The following is a 16,545-nucleotide window of genomic DNA, read 5'->3' on the forward strand; positions in this document are numbered from 1 at the left end:
CTTAGAACGACACGCCAAAGCTCAGGGCAAGGAAGTCCCGGTCGGTATTCACGTTGTACTTACCGCCGAAGAAGTTGGTGTAGGAAAGGCTCATGTTGTAGGTGTTGAGGTAGGTGCCATCGACGCCGATGCTGATCGCCCGCGCGCCCTGGTTGAAGCCCGGCTCCGGGGCGTAGCCGTGGACGTCGTGGGACCAGGCCAGGTTGGGTCGCACCGTGGCGCCGTCGATGAGGTCGGCGTATTCCCAGATCGCCCGCGTCTGGTAGCCCCAGGCGGTGCTGGTGACGAAGCCGGAGTCGTTGCAGTACTGCGGCGTGACGCTGTTGCCGGTGCACAGGCTGTTATCGGGGTACAACGCGCCCTGGCCGAACACCGGGCTGCGGCCGTAGCGCAGCTCGTCGTCGTCGCCCAGGCCGCCGACGTGGGTGACGCCGATCTCGCCGATCAGGGTCAGGCGGTCGGCGCCCATCACCTGGTCGAAGAAGTGCGTGGCGGTGACTTGCGCCTGGGTCACTTCCTTGCGCCGGTAACCCTTGAGGACCGCGTCGTTGGCCGGTGCCGGCGCATCGCCGTAGACCGGTGTGAGCGCCGGTATGCCCAGGGTCGAGGTGACCAGGTCGACCGGGTTGATCTGCACCGGCATGTTCGGCCGGTAGCTGATCTCGCCGGCCAGGGTGGTGCCGGTGGGCAGGCTGGTGCTGAAGCTCAGCCCGTAGAGCTGGATGTCCTCGGGGTAGTCGGCGAAGTACTGCGCGCTGCCCAGCCGATAGGCCTGGGTCAGTTGCTGGCCGGCGCTGCTGCCGATCACCGCGCCGCAGAGCGCGTCGGGAATGCCGAGGTTGCCACACAGTTGCGGGGCGAAGCCCAGGTCGGCGGCGTGCGGGCCGCTGCGCACGCTGAGGTAGGGCTGGCGGCTGTGGTAGTTGATGAAGTAGCCGGCGAATTCGCTGTCCAGTTCCGGGGCGAACCAGCGCAGCGCCGCGCCCCACTGGCCGTCGTCGCGCGCTTCGTTGTCCTTGCCGCGAGGGATGACGATGCCTTCGTCGGTCAGGTTGATTCCGGCTGGCGCCAGGGCCTGTACCGCCAGCGGGTTCTGATTGATCACCGGGCCGGCGGCGAGACCGTTGCAGCCGTCGGCCATCACGTCGGTGGTGGAGAAGAAGGTGCCGCAGTTGTCGATCACTGTCTTCTGCCACTGCAACTGGTAGAAGGCCTCGGCGGACAGGTGCTCGCTGAAGTTCTGCGAGACGTAGAACATGTTCACCGGGATCAGGCCTTCCTTGATCTCCGAGCCGGGCCGGCGGAAGGCGGCGACGTCGATCGGGTTGATGGCGTTGATGCCGCCCTGGATGAAGGTGCTCTCGCCCCAGCTCACCACCTGCTTGCCCAGGCGCACGGTGCCGGGCAGGTCGCCGATGCTGTAGTTGTGGTAGAGGAAGGCATCGAGGAACTCGGCGCCCGACGCCTTGGCGCCTTCCTCGCGGCCGTTGTCATCGATGTCCTTGAAGTGCAGGTGCTCGTCCTTGAGCTTGAAGTCGTACCAGTACTTGCCGCGGAGGAAGGCGCCGGAGTCGCCGTACTTGAGCTCCAGGTCGTGGATGCCCTTGAACACCTTGGAGAAGGTGTCGCCCTCGCGGAAGTTGCGCTTGCCGTCATCCGAGCTGTGGCTGTGCAGCAGTGCGGCGTCGGCGTTGCGCATGGCCCAGCTGGCGCCGACTGATAGGCTGGAGTCGAACTGCCCTTCGATCTCGCCAAGGGAGAAGGTGAAGGCTTGCGCGCCGTTACCGTAGAGGACCAGGCCGATGGCGGCGGGAAGCGCAAGCTTGTGCAAGGCGGGTGATCTGCGGTTCATCTGAAACGACCTCTTGTTGTTGTTCTGTCGTCTGCCGGCCCTTTTTCGGGCGCAGCGGCTCCCCGCTGGCCCGCGGTCTGCGGGCCAGTTGATGAAGGTGGTGAGGTGGAGGTGCTAGAGGCTCAGGTCGAGTGCGTCCTCCCCGAGCGTGATCTCGCCCGAATACTCATCGGCCATGCCGCTGACGAACATGCGTCGGGCGAGGAAGTTGTCCGGGGCGGGAATCAGGTGGGTAAGCAGCAGGTGGCGCACCCTGGCACGCTGGGCCATGCGCGCCAGCTCCAGGGTGTCGGCGTGGTAGTCGAGCACGCGCACGGCCTGCGCCCCGCGATCCGGCTGCCCGGTGCGTTCCAGCGCGGCGGCGCCTTCGCGGACCAGATGGGCGTTGATCGCCTCGTGCACCACCAGGTCGGCATCGCGCATGGCCTCGAGATAGCGCTCGCTGACGCGGGTGTCGCCGCTGATGAACAGCTTCTTGCCCTGGTAGTGCAGTACGTAGCCGTAGGCCGGTTCCACCGGGTGGTGATCGACACGGTAGGCGTCGATGGTCACGCCGCCTTGGTCATAGACACGCACCGACTCCAGCCCCTCGACGATCTCCACCCCGCGCGGCTCGGCGAACGCCAGCTGCTGGTTGGTCGGCGGCAGGGCGTGGGCGCTGCGGTAACCGGCGTCCTGGGCGTAGGCCATGGCCAGACCCTCGACGACCTGCTCGACGCCGGGCGGGCCATAGACCAGGAAGGGCGTCTGCCGGCCGTAGATCCAGCTGTGGTTGATCAGCGCGCCAAGGCCATTGAAATGGTCGGAATGCCAGTGGGTGATGAACACCTGGTTCAGCGCCTGCACCGGCACGTGGTTGGTCTCCAGGTTGCGCATGGCGTTTTCGCCGGCATCGAAGAGGAACAGTCGGCCGCCGGCAGCCACCAGGGTGCAGGCCTGGCCACGGGTAGCGTTGACCTGCGGCGTGCCGGTGCCGCAGAGGATGACGCGGATGGCGTTGCCGCCCTGGATCAGGGACTGGTCGGTGTGGTCCTTGACCATCGTATCCAGGGCCGCTTGCTGGATGCGTTCGCAGCCGGGCAGGGCGAGGACGAGCAGCAGGGCAAGGGCTCGGGGCAGTCGAGGGCGCATGGCACTTCCTTCGTTTTATTGTTGTTTCGGGTGCGAGCGAGGCGGTGGTGTGATTGGTCTCAGCCGTGCCAGTCCACCGCGAAGCTGTAGCGGCCCAGCGCGCGGGCCAGTTCATCACGTCCGCTGCCGGCGCGAACCTGCGCCACCAGCCCGCGACGGGCGTCCTGCACCACCTCCACGGCGATGCCGGCCAGACCCTGGTTGTCCGCCTCCTGGTGGATCACCCGAGCGATCTCGCGTTGCTGCAACGCGGGCTTGAATATCTTGCCCACCGGCGTGACTGGCAGGGCGTCGAGAATCTCGATGCGCTTGGGCACCGCGGCGCGTTCGCTGATCCGCTGGTTGGCGAAGTCCAGCAGCGCGGCGCTGTCGGTACGCTGGCCGGCGGCGAGCTGCACGTAGGCCACGGGAATCTCGCCGGCATGCGGATCGGGGCTGCCCACCGCGGCTACCAGAGCAACCGCCGGGTGCGCCTGCAGTGCCTCCTCGATCTGCTTCGGGTCGATGTTGTGGCCACCGCGGATGATCAGTTCCTTCTTGCGCCCGGTGAGCCAGAAGTAGCCCTGGGCGTCCTGCCGGCCGAGGTCGCCGGTGTTCAGCCAGCGCTGCCCGCCGATGTCGATCCACAGCCCCTTGTTGTGGCTGGCCTCGAGGTAGCCGAGGAAGACGTTCGGGCCGTGGATGGCGATCACCCCGACTTCGTCGGCTTCGGCATCGCGCAGGTAGTCGCCGTGGTCGTCGAGGATCACCGCGCGCATGCCCTGGTAGGCCAGGCGCAGGCCGATGGAGCCGATCGGGCGCTCGCCGTCGGGCGGGTTGCTCGAGGACACGCAGGCGCCTTCGGTCAGGCCGTAGCCTTCGAGGATGCGCACGCCGACCACCCGCTCGAACTCGCGGAACAGCTCCACCGGCATAGGCGCGGCGCCGCACAGCGCGTACTGCAGGCTGGACAGGTCATGGTTGGCGACCGGTTGTTGCAGGAGTGCCGAATAGACGGTTGGTACGCCGGAGAAGAAGTTGATGCCAAAGTGCTGGACCATCGCCCAGAACGCCGGAATCACCCCCTCGCCGCGATAGCCCTGAGGCGTGCCGATGATTACCCGGTCGCCATGGGTCCAGGGCATCAGCCCGGTCACCAGCTGGCCGTTGACGTGGAACAGCGGCAGCCCGCAGAAGATTGCCTGGCCGCTCTGGCGTGGCTGCATGTTGGCGGCCATGGCCCAGGCGTTGAAGACTTCCGAGCCGTGGCTGCGCTTGGCGATCTTCGGCAGGCCGGTGGTGCCGCCGGTGCAGAAATAGGAAGAGGGCTCCTCCGCGCGGATCACCCGGTCGCTGCTGAGTTGCTTGCCGTTCTCGCGGCGCATCAGCCGGCGCAGGTCGTGGATGTGCAGACGCGGGTGGCGAGTGCGTTCGCGCCGGGCCATCCAGCGCAGCGCCAGGGATGCCACGCTGCCGACGTAGGGCGCCATGCTCACCCAGAGCACATCGTGCACGCCGGGCAAGCTGTCGAGTTGGCTGGCCAGCTTGGGCCACAGGTCGCTGCCGGGCGTCGGCGCCAGGGTCACTACCAGCCGCGCATTGGCGGCACGCAGCAGGTCGCCGATCTGTGCGGCTTCCAGCAGCGGGTTGATCGCCAGGACGATGCCTGCGGCCTCGCCGCCCCAGATCACGAAGTGGGTTTCCGGCAGGTTCGGCAGCAGGAAGGCGACCACGTCCTTCGGCCCGATGCCGAGCCGGTGGAAGGCGTTGGCGGCGCGGGTGATGTCGGCGAACAGCTCGGCGTAGGTCCAGTCGTGGGTACGGCGGAAGTCCTTCGCTTCGAGGAAGAAGCTCAGTGCTGTCGCCTGGCCGTTTTGCACGGCGCAGCGACGCAGAGCCTCATAGGTGCTGGCGGGCAGTTCGCGGCGGGCCAGCGGGATGCTTTCCAGTGCCTGGATGTCGGCGAGGGTCTGCACGGCCATCAGGCTTGCTCCACCACACGGTTGCGCTGCACGCCCAGGTCGATCACGCCGTCGGCGCTACGGATGCTGGCTTCGACCAGATCGCCGGCCTTGAGGTACTGGCTGCGCCCCGCCTGGGTCTTGAGGAAGGCTTTCCACTTGATGTGCTCGGGCAGCAGCGCGGCGATGCGCTGCTTGGCCGGCGACGGCACCGACAGCGCACAGCCGGCCGGCGTGCCGGTGGCGATCAGGTCGCCGGCGGCGAAGTCCTGCACGCCGGACAGCTCGCTCAGAGTCTCCGCCGGGCCGTGCACGAGGTTGGCGGTGCTGTCGCTCTGGCGCACTTCGCCGTTGACTGTCAGGCGCAGCTGCAGATCCTTCAGGTAACGCATGTCGTTCTTCTGCAGCAGGCACAGGTACGGGCCGACCGGGCCGAAGGTGCGGAAGCTCTTGCCCTTGTAGAACTGCATCTGCGGGATCTGGATGTCGCGCGCCGAGTAGTCGTTGACGATGACCACGCCAGCGATGAACTCGTGCAGGTTGGCGTCGCTCACCGCGACCTTGCCGGTGATCTCGCGGCGCAGCACCAGCCCCAGTTCGATCTCGTAGTCGAGGAAGCGCACCTGGCGCGGTTTGATCAGGTCGCTGTCGGCAGCGACGATGCAGCTCTGCGCCTTGGTGAAAATCATGTTGAAGTGCTTGGCGTCCGGGTCCATGCCCGACTCGATCATGTGCTGGCGGTAGTTGGCGCCCTGGCAGACGAACTGCTGGTCGCGGGTGATCGGCGATAGCAGCTTCACCGCATCCAGCGCCAGTTCGTCACCGCGCAGCTCACACAGTTCCTCGACCGGCACCTGGCGGATCAGCTCGCCGGTGCTGGCGTAGCGGTCGGGCAGGGGGCTGATGCGCCCCTGGCGCAGCACGCCCCAGCGGGTTTCGTTCTGGTGTTCGAAGCGGACAAGGTGCACGGGCATGGGGGCGACTCCTGGTACTGCTGTGGGCCGCGTCGGGGCGGCGATTGTTGTTGTGCTGTTTGTTGTGTTGCGGGGCTAGCCGAACATCCGCGCCAGGGTAATCAGCTTGCGTAGCGTCAGATCCGGGCTGTGCCGCAGGTTGTGCAGCAGGATGCGCAGCTTCTGCAGGTTCATCGCCGGCTTGGTGAAGCTCTTGGGCATGCGCTGGCCCCACTGCGACATGGCTTCGGGGCTGACGCCGTGCAGTCCGGTGGGACGCTCGGCGGTGAACAGGTCGCCGTCGCAGTAGTGCTCGTGCTTGTCGCCCCAGGGGTCCTGCCAGTAATCGAAGATTTGGCTGCCGAGGATGTGCCGGCCGATACCCCAGGCATGTTTCCAGCCGCGCTCGCGCAGCACCCGCTGACCCATGCCGACGGCGTCGGCATCCACTACTTCGTAGGCGCTGTGGCTGTAGGCCGCCATGAAGCCCTGGGCCAGTGCCAGGGTGTGGTGGTCGGCGGGTGTGTCGCCCAGGTCCAGGCGCAGGAAGGCTACCGCCGGGGAGCCATCGGGCAGCACCTGCACGTCGCTGGGAATCAGGCCGAAATGCTCGGTGTACCAGCCGGCGGTGGCCTGGTAGTCGGCCACTTCGAGCACCACGTGGCCGAGCTTGATGATGTCCGGCGGCGCCACGGGCGGGCGCTGGGTGGCGTTGATCCGCGGTGCGTCGTCGACCTGGTTCAGCGGCAGGGCCGCCCGGTGCGCCAGTTGGCTGGCCGGCTGCTGGCCGTGGATCGCCTCGACGACGAATCCGGAAGGGTCGTTCAGGCTGACGGACTCGCCGCCACCGGGAGTACTGAGCTTCTGGATCGGCGAGGCGCCCGGCAGGCGTGCCAGCCGTTGCAGGTCCTCGCGCGATTCCACGGCCAGGCCGAAGCCGACGAAGCGCGCCTGTGCCGCCTGTTGCACCCGATAGCAGTAGGGCGCCGGGCCGGTGCCGCGCAGATAGAGACAGTCGGCATCGCGGCGCGCCAGGGTCAGGCCGAAGTCGGCAAGAAAGCGTTCGGCCTGCTCCAGGTCCGGGCGCTCGAAGATCAGGTGCGCCAGCGCGCGGGCCTTGACCGTCGGCTGCGGATGGCGCGCCGGCTGCGGCGTTGCCAGGGAAGTAGAGGAGTGCTGACGGCTCATGTTTGTTGTTCTCCGTGGCTTTCGTCAGGCAAGGCTTCGCCATCGCCCCTGAAAAGGAGCGTTGGCAGGTTCGGCTGGATCAGTCCGCTGGCGGTAGCACCGGCAGCTCACCGGTGGACAGGCTGTGTGCTTCCTCCGGCGCCACGCCGAGCGCGCGCAGGGTTAGTTCCGCGGCATCGCTGCCAGCCTGGCGCCACGTGCGGTGGCCCTCCAGGACCAGAAAGATGGAGCTGAGCACGGACCCGGCAATCATCGAGATCACCGACGGCAGCTGCTCCTGGCGGAAGCTGTAGCGGCCGTTGGCGAGCCCGCTGAGCAGGTCGGCGGTGGGTGGCCCGAACCACATGCCGCGCAGCGATTCCTCGCTCATCGAGAAGCGGCTGATGAAGGCGCCCCAGTGCGGTTCCTCGTGGGCCCGGCGGACGAAGAAGCGCATGCCGTTGGCCAGGCGCAGGGCCGGGTCCGAGGTCTCGCCGAAGCTCTTCACCACGCGCTGGTGCATCTCCGCCGCCAGGTGGCTGGCAACGTGCTGGAAGAGGTCGTCGATCGACTGAAGGTTGTTGTAGATGGTGCCCCGGGCCACACCGGCCTCCTGCGCCAGGTCGCTGATGTTCACCTGGCTGGCGCCCTTCTCGGCGAACAGGCGCAGGGCGGCCTGATGGATGCGGCGTTGTACGGCGTTGAGGGTTTCCATGAAGAAATGGCTCCAAGGTCAAGCTTGGAGCGATTGAACACTTGCGTTCAAAATAAGTCAACAGGGTCCATTGGCCGTCATTTTTCCTGCTTTCTCCTCGGTTTCTTCCGACTTCCGGGCCTATCCAGTACGGCGGCGGTGCTCTGGAAAGGCTCTGGCCGGCGGGTTTGGTTAGGCAATTTGAATCAAAATTGATCTCCAGTTGACTGAATTGAACACTAGTGTTCAAAATGATTCGGCGATGTCTTCCCCTGGAGCAAGCAATGCAACAGTCCACAACAACAACGACAACCTGTGACGTGATCATCGTCGGCCTCGGCCCCACCGGGGCGGTACTGGCCAACCTGCTGGGCCGCTATGGCTGGTCGGTGGTCGGCCTGGAGCGCGACGAGGACCTTTACTATGCCCCGCGTGCCGTGCACTTCGACGACGAGATCATGCGCATCTTCCAGTCCGCTGGCCTGGCCGACGACATCGGCCGCACCAGCGAGTCGTTCACCGACATGGAAATCATCCTGCGCCCCGGTCGCAAGCCGGTGACCCGCTCGCGCATCGGCAGCCAGGACCGCCGCTACGGCCATCCCGGCGCCTGGTGGTTCCACCAGCCGACCCTGGAACGGCATTTCCACGACGGGCTCAAGCGCTACCCCAACGTCACTCCGGTGTATGGCTGCCGAGTCACCGGCGTCGAGCAGGATGCCGAAGGCGTGCGCGCCACCGCCGTACAGCGCGACGGCAGCGAGCGGGTGTTCCAGGGCCGCTACCTGATCGGCTGCGATGGCGGCAAGAGCTTCGTCCGCCGCGAGGCCGGGCTGCGCCTGGAGTCGGCGGACTTCGACGAGGCCTGGGTAGTGGTGGACACCAAGACGCGCTCCGGCGAGAAGGATGCACAGCTGCCGGCCAACCACTCGCAGGTGTGCAACCCGGCCCAGCCGGTGACCTATGTGCCCATGGCCGGCCCGTACTACGAATGGCAGTTCATGGTCACCGGCGGCAAGTCCGAGCGCGAGGCCACCGATCCCTACCTGGTGCGCCAGCAGCTGCGCGACTTCGTCGACCTCGACAAGATCGAGATCACCCGCATCGCCTACTACAAGTTCCACGGCCTGTGGGCCAACGACTGGCGCAACGGCCGGATCATCCTGGCCGGCGATTCGGCTCACCAGATGCCGCCGTTCCTCGGCCAGGGCATGTGCTCGGGCGTGCGCGATGCCAGCAGCCTGTGCTGGCGGCTGGACATGGTGCTGCGCGGGGCCGCGCAGGAGAAACTGTTCGACGACTACGAGGCCGAGCGCTCGGCCCACGTGCGCGAAATCATCAACGGCGCGATGTTCCTCGGCAACGTCATCCAGACCCGCCACCGCGGCGTGGCCTTCCTGCGCGACTGGCTGCTGTTCCGCATCGCCGGCATGCTGCCGTTCGCCAACAAGGCGTTCAACGAGCGCGCCAACCGCAAGAAGCCGCTGGCTGCCGGCTTCTGCGGCTGGGGGCATCGGCTGTCGGGCCACCTCGCGCTGCAGCCGAAGGTGCTGCGGGAGGAGGAGGGCGAGCGGGTGCTGCTCGACGAGGCGCTCGGCCACGGCTTCGCCTTGCTCGCCCGGCGAGGTTGCCTGGACACCCAGCGCGCCCTGCTGGAGCGGCTGGCGCAACAGGTGGAGCTGCGCCTGCTGGAGTTCGCCGAAGACCCGACCAGCCCGGTGCTGGGCGACCCCACCGGCGCGCTGCAGGACTGGTTCGACGAAGCCGACATGGACTTCGTGCTGATCCGCCCCGACCGCTACGTCTTCGACGCCGGCCGTGCCGACCAGTTGGGTCGTGTCGCCGAGCGCTTCCTCGCCGGTCTGGCACTGGTCCGGTACAGCAACCAACCCCAAGGAGTGGCGGCATGATCGACACGCCCGTTCTCATCAGCGGCGCCGGTCCGGTCGGCCTGACCCTGGCGCTCAACCTCAGCCGCCTGGGCATTCGCTCGGTGCTGCTCAACGATCGCCGGGAGACCACCACGCATCCCAAGCTGGACGTGGTGAACTGCCGCTCGATGGAAATCTTCCGCCAGCTGGGCCTGGCCGAGCGCATCCGCGCGGCCGGCAACCCGGTCGACGCCAACCAGTACTCGGCAATGGCGGCGTCGGCCAACGGGCCGTTCTACAGCGTGATGGCGGACCGTCACCTCATTTACCAGCCGGTCAGCCAGGCCGAACAGGCCATCCGCGCCTGCCGCGACGGCAGCCTGCCGCTGGAGTCGATGCAGCGAATCGCGCAAATGCACCTGGAGCCGGTGCTGATGGCCGAGGTGCAAGCTGACCCGAACATCGAGCTGCGCATGGGCTGGCGCCTGTACGGCTTCGAGCAGGGCTCTACCGGCGTGGTGGCGATGGCCCACGAAGTGGATAGCGGCGAGGCGCAGCAGTTCTTCGCCCAGTACCTGATCGGCTGCGACGGCCCCAACAGCCGCGTGCGCAACTTCCTCAACATCGATTACGACGGCACCCGCGACCTGGTCGGCGAGCTGTTCATCATCCACCTGCGTTCCGACGAGATCGCCGGGCTGTTCCCGAACAACCAGCCGTACTGGCACACCTGGCTGACCCGGCCGGGCTTCGCCGGGCTGCTGGTCTCGCCGGATGCCAGCCGCAACGACTACGTGCTGCACCGGCCCTTTGCGCCGCGCCCCGGCGAGTCGCTGGAGAGCGTGGTGGACGCTGCCCTCGGCACCCGGCTGCGCTATGAGATCGTCCAGTCCGGCCCGTGGCGCCCGCAGTTCCTGGTAGCCCGTTCGTTCGGCCGGCAGCGTGTATTCATTGCCGGCGACGCTACCCACCAGTTCATGCCCACCGGCGGACTGGGGATGAACACCGGCGTGGCCGAGGCGCACAACCTGGCGTGGAAGCTCGCGGCCTGCCTGGCCGGCTGGGGTGGCCCGCGCCTGCTGGAGAGCTACGAGGCGGAGCGCCTGCCCGTTGCCCGGCGCAACCGCGACCACGTGAAGAAATGCGCGGCAGCGACCTTCGAGGCGCAGATGCGCCGCGACGACGCGCTACTCGCCCAGGGGCCGGCCGGTGAGGCGGCGCGAGAGGCCGCCGGGCGCGAGTTCGAACGCAAGGTATCGCGGCTCTACGAGTCGCTGGGCGTGGAGATCGGCTATCGCTATCACGGCTCTCCGGCGATCGAAGCAGACACCGCGAGTGAGCCGGCCTACGAGGAGATTCGCTACACCCCCACCACCTGGTCCGGCGCGCGCCTGCCCAGCGCGTTCCGCGAGGATGGCACGGCGGTCTTCGACCAGTTGGCCCTGGGCGGCTATACCCTGCTGGCCTTCGATGTGGACGCCGAGAGTTGCGCACCGCTGCAGGAGGCCGCCGCGGAATGCCGCGTGCCGCTGAGCGTTCTGCCGATTCACGAGAAGTACCTGGCCAGCCTGTACGAACGGCGCTTCGTGCTGGTACGCCCGGACCAGCATGTGTGCTGGCGTGGCGACAGCCTGCCGGTCGATTGCTATTCGCTGTTAAACCGTCTGCGCGGAGCCCGCTGACCATGAGCCTGTTCATCGATTCGCTGAAACTGCGCCTGCTCCTGCTGGCGTCCATCCCACTGCTGCGCCGGGCCGAACGCCGCTCGGCGCGCCTGCGCGAGCTGCTCCACGAGGACTCGTTCGTGCTGCAGATTCGCACCGGTGATGGCGTCGGCGGTTATTACCAACTGCGCGGCGGGGTGCTCAGCCTGCACCGTGGCGAGCACCGCAGGCCGGACTTCATCCAGCACTGGCAACGCAGCGCGGACGCGCTGCGGGTGATGCTCAGCCGCGACGAGACCGACATGCTGCGCGCCGTCGAAGGCGGGCAGTGCCAGTTGCAGGGGCGCTTCGCGGTGGCCCTGTGGTTCAACGAAGCCATGAAGATCGCCCGGGCTGCCTAGCCCCTCACGGATCACACAAGGACAACAAGAATGACGATCCAACAAGGTCGAATCGACGTGCACCATCACATCATCCCGCCGGCCTTCGTCGAGGTCATGGCGAAAAAAGGCCTGGACATGGTCGCCGGCGCGCCGCTGCCGAAATGGACGCCGCAGAAGTCCATCGAGGTGATGGACCTCAACGGCATCCAGACCGCCATTACCTCGCTGTCGGCGCCGGGCGTGCATTTCGGCGGAGGAGTGGAGCAGGCCCGCGAGCTGGCGATGCGCTGCAACGACTTCGCCGCGCAGATGCGGGCCGATCATCCGGGGCGCTTCGGCAACTTCGCCGTGCTGCCCACTCCCTTCACCGAAGCCGCCTGTCGCGAGGCCATCCGCGCACTGGACGAGCTGAAGGCCGAAGGCGTGGTGCTGCTGGGCAGCACCGATGGGGTGTTCCTTGGCGACGAGCGTTTCGACGAGCTGATGGCCGAACTGGACCGCCGCGCGGCCATCGTCTTCGTCCACCCGAACATGCACGAAAGCAGCGAGAAGCTGGGCATAGCCGCGCCGGGTTTCCTCGTCGAGTTCCTCTGCGACACCACCCGTGCGGCAGTGAACCTGATCCTCACCGGCACCCTGGAGAAGTACCCGCGCATCCGCTGGATCCTCGCCCACGGTGGCGGCTTCCTGCCCTACGTGGCCTGGCGCGTGTCCCTTGCCAATGCCCTGCCGCAGTTCCAGGACAAGGCCCCGCAGGGGGTGATGACCTACCTCAAGCGCTTCTACTTCGACACCGCGCTGTCGCCGTCGCGCTACTCCATGGCGGCGCTCAAGGAGCTGGTGGAGCCCTCGCAGATTCTCTTCGGCAGCGACTTCCCCTTCGCGCCGGCGCCGGTCACCACCCTGACCTGCCAGACCCTGGAGCAGAACACCCTGTGGTCGGATGCGCAGCGCTACGGGATCAATCGGGGGCACGCGCTGAGCCTGTTCCCGCAGTACCGTGATGCCCGCGAGCAGGTGGTGGCGGCGCCGATCTACAGCGGCGAGTCGTTCGCCAGCCGGATCAAGCGCAGTCTCACCCGTCCGCTGGGCGCCTACGTCGAGCGGGTGCGCAGCCGTTGAGCCAGGTCCGAGTGATTAACGGAGAAGCGATCCCATGAGCACCCTGTTCGAACCGTTGCGCCTGCCCAACGGGCAGGTGATCCGCAACCGCATCGCCAAGGCGGCGATGGAAGAAAACCTCGCCGATGCCGACCACGCGCCTGGCGAAACGCTGCTGCGCCTTTACCAGCGGTGGGCCGAAGGCGGGGCCGGGCTGATCATCACCGGCAACGTGATGGTCGATCGCCGCGCGCTGACTGGCCCGGCCGGAGTAGTGCTGGAGAATGACCGCCTGCTACCGCGTTTTCGTCGCTGGGCCGAGGTCTGTCGCAGCCAGGGCGCGCAGGCCTGGATGCAGATCAACCATCCGGGCCGCCAACTGATGGCCGACCTTGGCCAGCAAGCCCTAGGGCCATCGGCTATCGCCGTGGACATTCCCGGTTTGAAGGGCGTCTTCGCGCAGCCGCGTGCCTTGTCCGGCGCGGAGATCGACGGGCTGATCCAGCGCTACCTGAACGCCGCGCTGCTGGCCGAGAGGGCCGGGTTCACTGGCGTGCAGGTACATGCCGCGCATGGCTACCTGTTCAGCCAGTTCCTCTCTCCGCTGAGCAATCAGCGCAAGGACGACTGGGGCGGTAGCCTGGAGAACCGCGCGCGCATCCTGTTGCGCACGGTGGAGGCGATCCGCGAGCGGGTGGCTCCGGAATTCTGCGTGGCGGTGAAGCTCAACTCCGCCGATTTCCAGCGCGGCGGTTTCGAGGCGCGGGACGCCGAGGCCGTGGTGCATCTGCTCAACGAGCGCGGCGTGGACCTGGTCGAGCTGTCCGGCGGCAGCTACGAAAGCCCGGCGATGCAGGGGCAGACTCGCGACGGCAGCACACTGGCGCGGGAGGCCTACTTCCTCGAGTTCGCCGAGCGTATCGCCGCGACGGCACGCATGCCGCTGATGGTCACCGGCGGCATTCGCCGCTGCGAGGTCGCCGAACGCGCACTGCAGGGGCCGGTGGCGATGGTGGGGATGGCCACGGCCCTGGCAGTCGATCCCACGCTGCCACGGCGCTGGCAGGCCGGCGAGGGTGCACAGGTCGAGCCGATAGTCGTGGCGTGGAAGAACAAGGCCTTCGCCGCCGTGGCGACCCAGTCGGTGGTGAAGAAGCAACTGACGCTGCTCAGCCAGGGCCGCCCGACCAATCCGCGTACCTCGCCACTGCTGGCGCTGATCGGCAACCAGCTGAAGCTGCGCAAGCTGTCGCGCCGCTACCGGCGCTGGGTCGCTCAGGCCTGAGGCGCGTTCAGTCGCCCCGCGGCAAGGGCAGGGCGGCTAGCTTCGCCGCCCTGGCGGGAGTGGCGCCGAGAGCGCGCAGGACCATCTCGCCGAGCAGGATGTCCTGGCCCTCCGGCGCCCGGCCCTCGAGGCTGGCGCGGATGGCTCCGGTGGCGCAGGCAAGCACCAGGTCCAGGGCGACATCTTCGTTCGCGTAGTTGAAGACGCCTTCGGCCTGCCCGCCGCGCAGGTCGTCGCGAACATGGTTGGCCAGCGTCGAATGCATGGCCTGGTCATAGTGGATCACCCGCAGTAGCGCGCTGGCCCATTGCGGGTCGGCCTGTGCGTGCAGGACGAACATGCGCACGCCGATGGCCAGTCGCCGGGCACCGCTGGAAATGCCGGCGCTGAGCTGGGTGATGGTCTCGGAGAAGTCGCCGGCCAGCGAGATGCCCACGGCCTCGGCCAGCTCCTCGCGGGTCTTGAAGTAGTTGTAGATGGTGCCGGTGGAGACCTGCGCCTCGGCGGCCAGGTCCTGGAACACCGTGGCCGCGATGTCCTGCCGGGCGAACACCCGCAGCGCCGCATCGAGCAGTCCCTGGCGGGTGCGGGCGCGCTTCTTGTGGCCGCGGGTGAGCGGTTCGCTGTGGTCTTCGCGGGGCTGGCGGTCGGTCATGGCGATCATTCGTCTGCGGGGCTGCCGCGATGATACGGGATGCCCATGGCCAACCGGTACCCGCTCATGCCCGCAGCAGCGCCTGGCAATGGCGCAGCAACTCGGCGGCCTGCTCGGGCCGGCCCTGATGCATGATGATGCGGTCCGGGCGCACCACCACCAGCGCCGGATCAGGCCAGGGCGCGAGCAGTGATCCGTCGAGGGTTTCGGCGAGATCCACGCGGCTGTCGTCGCGGGCATGGACGATCTGCAGGAAGCTGCCTCCCAGTTCCAGCCATTGCTGCTGTTGCGCAGCGTCGAGCCACTGGCGCGGGTCGGTGCCCAGGCCGACCAGTTGCAGGCGATCGCCCAGCAACTGGTCGCTCAGGCAGATGCGTCCGGCGTTGCGCACCCAGCCCTGGGGGAACAGCCCGCCGCTGACCAGTCGTGCCTGCCGCGGGCTGCGCACGAACAGGCCGCGGCGGAAGCGGTGCTTGGGCTTGATGTCCAGCTCCTCGAAGTGCCGCCGTGCCGCCGGGATCAGCCGCAGTGCCTTCATCAGGCCGTGGATCAGGGCGGCGGCCAGGGCATTGCCGGGCATGACCAGGCGACCCATGAGCTTGGCCAGGTCGATCATCTCCCGCGCGTGGGGCTGGCGCTCCTGATCGTAGCTGTCGAGTATCCGCGGCGAGGCGCGTTCCTGGAGTACCCAGGAGAGCTTCCAGGCCAGGTTGGCCACGTCGCGCAAGCCGGCCACCAGCCCCTGGCCGACGAAGGGCGGAGTGATGTGCGCGGCATCGCCGACGAGGAACACCCGACCCTGCTGGAAGCGTTCGCAGCAGCGGGCGTGGAAGCGATAGACCGCCTGGCGCTCGATGGTCAGGTGCTGCGGCTCGATCCAGGGCGCCAGCAGGCTGCGGATGCGCTCCTGGTCTTCCATTTCGTCGCGGGTTTCGCCGGGGCGGAGCATGAACTCCCAGCGCTCGCGGCCGCCGGGGGCGGGCATGTGCGGTGTCGGCCGGCGGTGGTCGCAGAGGAATTCGACGTGGTCGATGGCCTTTCCCTGGCGTGAGCCGGCATCGACGATCAGCCAGTCCTCGGAATAGCTCTGGCCGTTGAATTCCTGGCCGATCGACCCGCGTACCCGCGAGCTTGCGCCGTCCGCGCCGACCAAATAGCGGCAACGTACGTGGTGCTGCACGCCGGCTCCGTCAAGCAGGGTGGCGCTGACGCCGCAGTCGTTCTGGGTGAACTCCTGCAGTTCCAGGCCTCCCCGGCAGCGCAGGTTCTCGTAGTGCCGGGCCTGTCGGCGCATCGCCTGTTCGAGGTCCGGTTGGTAGAAGGTCACCAGTTTGTGGTGGCCGTCGATGCGGCCGCTGGTGTTGGCCTGGCCGAACTGGCCGACGATGGGGCAGTGCATCTTCACCTGGGGGATGACCACGGTTTCGAACGCGTCTTCCTCCAGCCCGGCGAGCTGGAGGATGCGCAGCGCTTCATTGTCCAGGGCGATGGCGCGCGGCATGGGCAGGATGTCATGGGCCTTGTCGATCACCAGGGCGTCCACGCCATAACGGCCGAGCAGGGCAGCCAGCGTCGCGCCGACCGGGCCATTGCCGATCACCAGGACATCGACCGATTCGGGAAGGAGCTCATTGTTGTTATGCATTGGGAGATCCGCAGCCAGAAGTGGGCCCGGATTCTTGCTGATCCGGGTGAGGCGGAATCTAACAAAAATGATGAATTCGTCAATATTGGTTTTTTAGTAAGAAATTCTTCCAGCTTGACCGGGGCCCTGGACAGGCATGTTGATGGCGGGGCGCAGCGGAGGAGGGTGTTGCCCTGGGCAGCAGAAATCGTGTCTTGAGGGTAG

Annotated in this window: 14 protein-coding genes; 6 read left to right on the top strand and 8 right to left on the bottom strand. The window is 67.3% G+C overall.

Translation table 11 applies throughout. The features are described 5' to 3' along the window. Position 1 precedes the first annotated feature (1 nt). The 6 genes from IB275_RS11870 to IB275_RS11895 form a co-directional block, all read right to left on the bottom strand. Positions 2-1,852, bottom strand: coding sequence for a DUF1302 domain-containing protein (locus IB275_RS11870; RefSeq protein WP_192295136.1), 1,851 nt, complete (start codon positions 1,850-1,852; stop codon positions 2-4). 114 nt (positions 1,853-1,966) lie between these two features. After that, the gene (locus tag IB275_RS11875; RefSeq protein WP_192295137.1) at positions 1,967-2,983 is read right to left on the bottom strand and encodes an MBL fold metallo-hydrolase; all 1,017 of its coding nucleotides are present in this window, start codon (positions 2,981-2,983) and stop codon (positions 1,967-1,969) included. Positions 2,984-3,042: 59 nt separating this feature from the next. Next, on the bottom strand, positions 3,043-4,944 hold the full coding sequence (locus IB275_RS11880) for an acyl-CoA synthetase (RefSeq protein ID WP_192295138.1): 1,902 nt from the start codon (positions 4,942-4,944) through the stop codon (positions 3,043-3,045). Further along, complete coding sequence (locus IB275_RS11885; protein WP_192295139.1) at positions 4,944-5,897, bottom strand: fumarylacetoacetate hydrolase family protein; 954 nt, start codon at positions 5,895-5,897, stop codon at positions 4,944-4,946. Before IB275_RS11885 ends, IB275_RS11880 begins: the two co-directional genes overlap by 1 nt. Positions 5,898-5,972: 75 nt before the next feature. Further along, positions 5,973-7,064: a VOC family protein gene (locus IB275_RS11890; protein ID WP_192295140.1), complete on the bottom strand. Its 1,092-nt coding sequence runs from the start codon at positions 7,062-7,064 to the stop codon at positions 5,973-5,975. A 79-nt stretch (positions 7,065-7,143) separates the two neighbouring features. After that, positions 7,144-7,758, bottom strand: a complete 615-nt coding sequence (locus IB275_RS11895; protein ID WP_192295141.1) for a TetR/AcrR family transcriptional regulator — start codon at positions 7,756-7,758, stop codon at positions 7,144-7,146. Between the two features lie 263 nt (positions 7,759-8,021). On the opposite strand from IB275_RS11895, the gene IB275_RS11900 reads away from it, so the two are divergent. The 5 genes from IB275_RS11900 to IB275_RS11920 are packed head-to-tail and all read left to right on the top strand — an operon-like array spanning position 8,022 to position 14,041. Next, on the top strand, positions 8,022-9,647 hold the full coding sequence (locus tag IB275_RS11900; RefSeq protein ID WP_192295142.1) for a bifunctional 3-(3-hydroxy-phenyl)propionate/3-hydroxycinnamic acid hydroxylase: 1,626 nt from the start codon (positions 8,022-8,024) through the stop codon (positions 9,645-9,647). Further along, positions 9,644-11,290, top strand: a complete 1,647-nt coding sequence (locus tag IB275_RS11905; RefSeq protein WP_192295143.1) for an FAD-dependent monooxygenase — start codon at positions 9,644-9,646, stop codon at positions 11,288-11,290. The genes IB275_RS11900 and IB275_RS11905 overlap by 4 nt, the downstream gene beginning before the upstream one ends. Before the next feature lie 2 nt (positions 11,291-11,292). Further along, a complete protein-coding gene (locus IB275_RS11910) occupies positions 11,293-11,673 on the top strand; it encodes a hypothetical protein (RefSeq protein WP_192295144.1) in 381 nt (126 codons plus the stop codon). A 30-nt stretch (positions 11,674-11,703) separates the two neighbouring features. After that, positions 11,704-12,777: an amidohydrolase family protein gene (locus tag IB275_RS11915; protein WP_192295145.1), complete on the top strand. Its 1,074-nt coding sequence runs from the start codon at positions 11,704-11,706 to the stop codon at positions 12,775-12,777. A gap of 34 nt (positions 12,778-12,811) precedes the next feature. Then, positions 12,812-14,041, top strand: coding sequence for an NADH:flavin oxidoreductase/NADH oxidase family protein (locus IB275_RS11920; RefSeq protein ID WP_192295146.1), 1,230 nt, complete (start codon positions 12,812-12,814; stop codon positions 14,039-14,041). Positions 14,042-14,048: 7 nt separating this feature from the next. Here the strand turns inward: IB275_RS11920 and IB275_RS11925 are convergent, their stop codons facing one another. Both IB275_RS11925 and IB275_RS11930 read right to left on the bottom strand, forming a co-directional pair. Beyond that, positions 14,049-14,696, bottom strand: coding sequence for a TetR/AcrR family transcriptional regulator (locus tag IB275_RS11925; protein WP_192295147.1), 648 nt, complete (start codon positions 14,694-14,696; stop codon positions 14,049-14,051). A 64-nt stretch (positions 14,697-14,760) separates the two neighbouring features. Next, on the bottom strand, positions 14,761-16,341 hold the full coding sequence (locus IB275_RS11930; protein WP_192295148.1) for a bifunctional 3-(3-hydroxy-phenyl)propionate/3-hydroxycinnamic acid hydroxylase: 1,581 nt from the start codon (positions 16,339-16,341) through the stop codon (positions 14,761-14,763). On the opposite strand from IB275_RS11930, the gene IB275_RS11935 reads away from it, so the two are divergent. After that, the gene (locus tag IB275_RS11935) at positions 16,336-16,539 is read left to right on the top strand and encodes a hypothetical protein (RefSeq protein WP_192295149.1); all 204 of its coding nucleotides are present in this window, start codon (positions 16,336-16,338) and stop codon (positions 16,537-16,539) included. The two genes, IB275_RS11930 and IB275_RS11935, sit on opposite strands and share 6 nt — an antisense overlap. Positions 16,540-16,545: the final 6 nt, after the last annotated feature.

It is taken from the genome of Pseudomonas sp. PDM21 (genome assembly GCF_014852505.2).
In the GTDB taxonomy this organism is placed as follows: Bacteria; Pseudomonadota; Gammaproteobacteria; order Pseudomonadales; family Pseudomonadaceae; genus Pseudomonas.

What these genes read in the sequence shown, in the direction of transcription:
- IB275_RS11870 (WP_192295136.1), bottom strand. Translation starts at nt 1,852, where the DNA reads ATGAACCGCAGATCACCCGCCTTGCACAAGCTTGCGCTTCCCGCCGCC.
- IB275_RS11875 (WP_192295137.1), bottom strand. Translation starts at nt 2,983, where the DNA reads ATGCGCCCTCGACTGCCCCGAGCCCTTGCCCTGCTGCTCGTCCTCGCC.
- IB275_RS11880 (WP_192295138.1), bottom strand. Translation starts at nt 4,944, where the DNA reads ATGGCCGTGCAGACCCTCGCCGACATCCAGGCACTGGAAAGCATCCCG.
- IB275_RS11885 (WP_192295139.1), bottom strand. Translation starts at nt 5,897, where the DNA reads ATGCCCGTGCACCTTGTCCGCTTCGAACACCAGAACGAAACCCGCTGG.
- IB275_RS11890 (WP_192295140.1), bottom strand. Translation starts at nt 7,064, where the DNA reads ATGAGCCGTCAGCACTCCTCTACTTCCCTGGCAACGCCGCAGCCGGCG.
- IB275_RS11895 (WP_192295141.1), bottom strand. Translation starts at nt 7,758, where the DNA reads ATGGAAACCCTCAACGCCGTACAACGCCGCATCCATCAGGCCGCCCTG.
- IB275_RS11900 (WP_192295142.1), top strand. Translation starts at nt 8,022, where the DNA reads ATGCAACAGTCCACAACAACAACGACAACCTGTGACGTGATCATCGTC.
- IB275_RS11905 (WP_192295143.1), top strand. Translation starts at nt 9,644, where the DNA reads ATGATCGACACGCCCGTTCTCATCAGCGGCGCCGGTCCGGTCGGCCTG.
- IB275_RS11910 (WP_192295144.1), top strand. Translation starts at nt 11,293, where the DNA reads ATGAGCCTGTTCATCGATTCGCTGAAACTGCGCCTGCTCCTGCTGGCG.
- IB275_RS11915 (WP_192295145.1), top strand. Translation starts at nt 11,704, where the DNA reads ATGACGATCCAACAAGGTCGAATCGACGTGCACCATCACATCATCCCG.
- IB275_RS11920 (WP_192295146.1), top strand. Translation starts at nt 12,812, where the DNA reads ATGAGCACCCTGTTCGAACCGTTGCGCCTGCCCAACGGGCAGGTGATC.
- IB275_RS11925 (WP_192295147.1), bottom strand. Translation starts at nt 14,696, where the DNA reads ATGACCGACCGCCAGCCCCGCGAAGACCACAGCGAACCGCTCACCCGC.
- IB275_RS11935 (WP_192295149.1), top strand. Translation starts at nt 16,336, where the DNA reads ATGCATTGGGAGATCCGCAGCCAGAAGTGGGCCCGGATTCTTGCTGAT.
- IB275_RS11930 (WP_192295148.1), bottom strand. Translation starts at nt 16,341, where the DNA reads ATGCATAACAACAATGAGCTCCTTCCCGAATCGGTCGATGTCCTGGTG.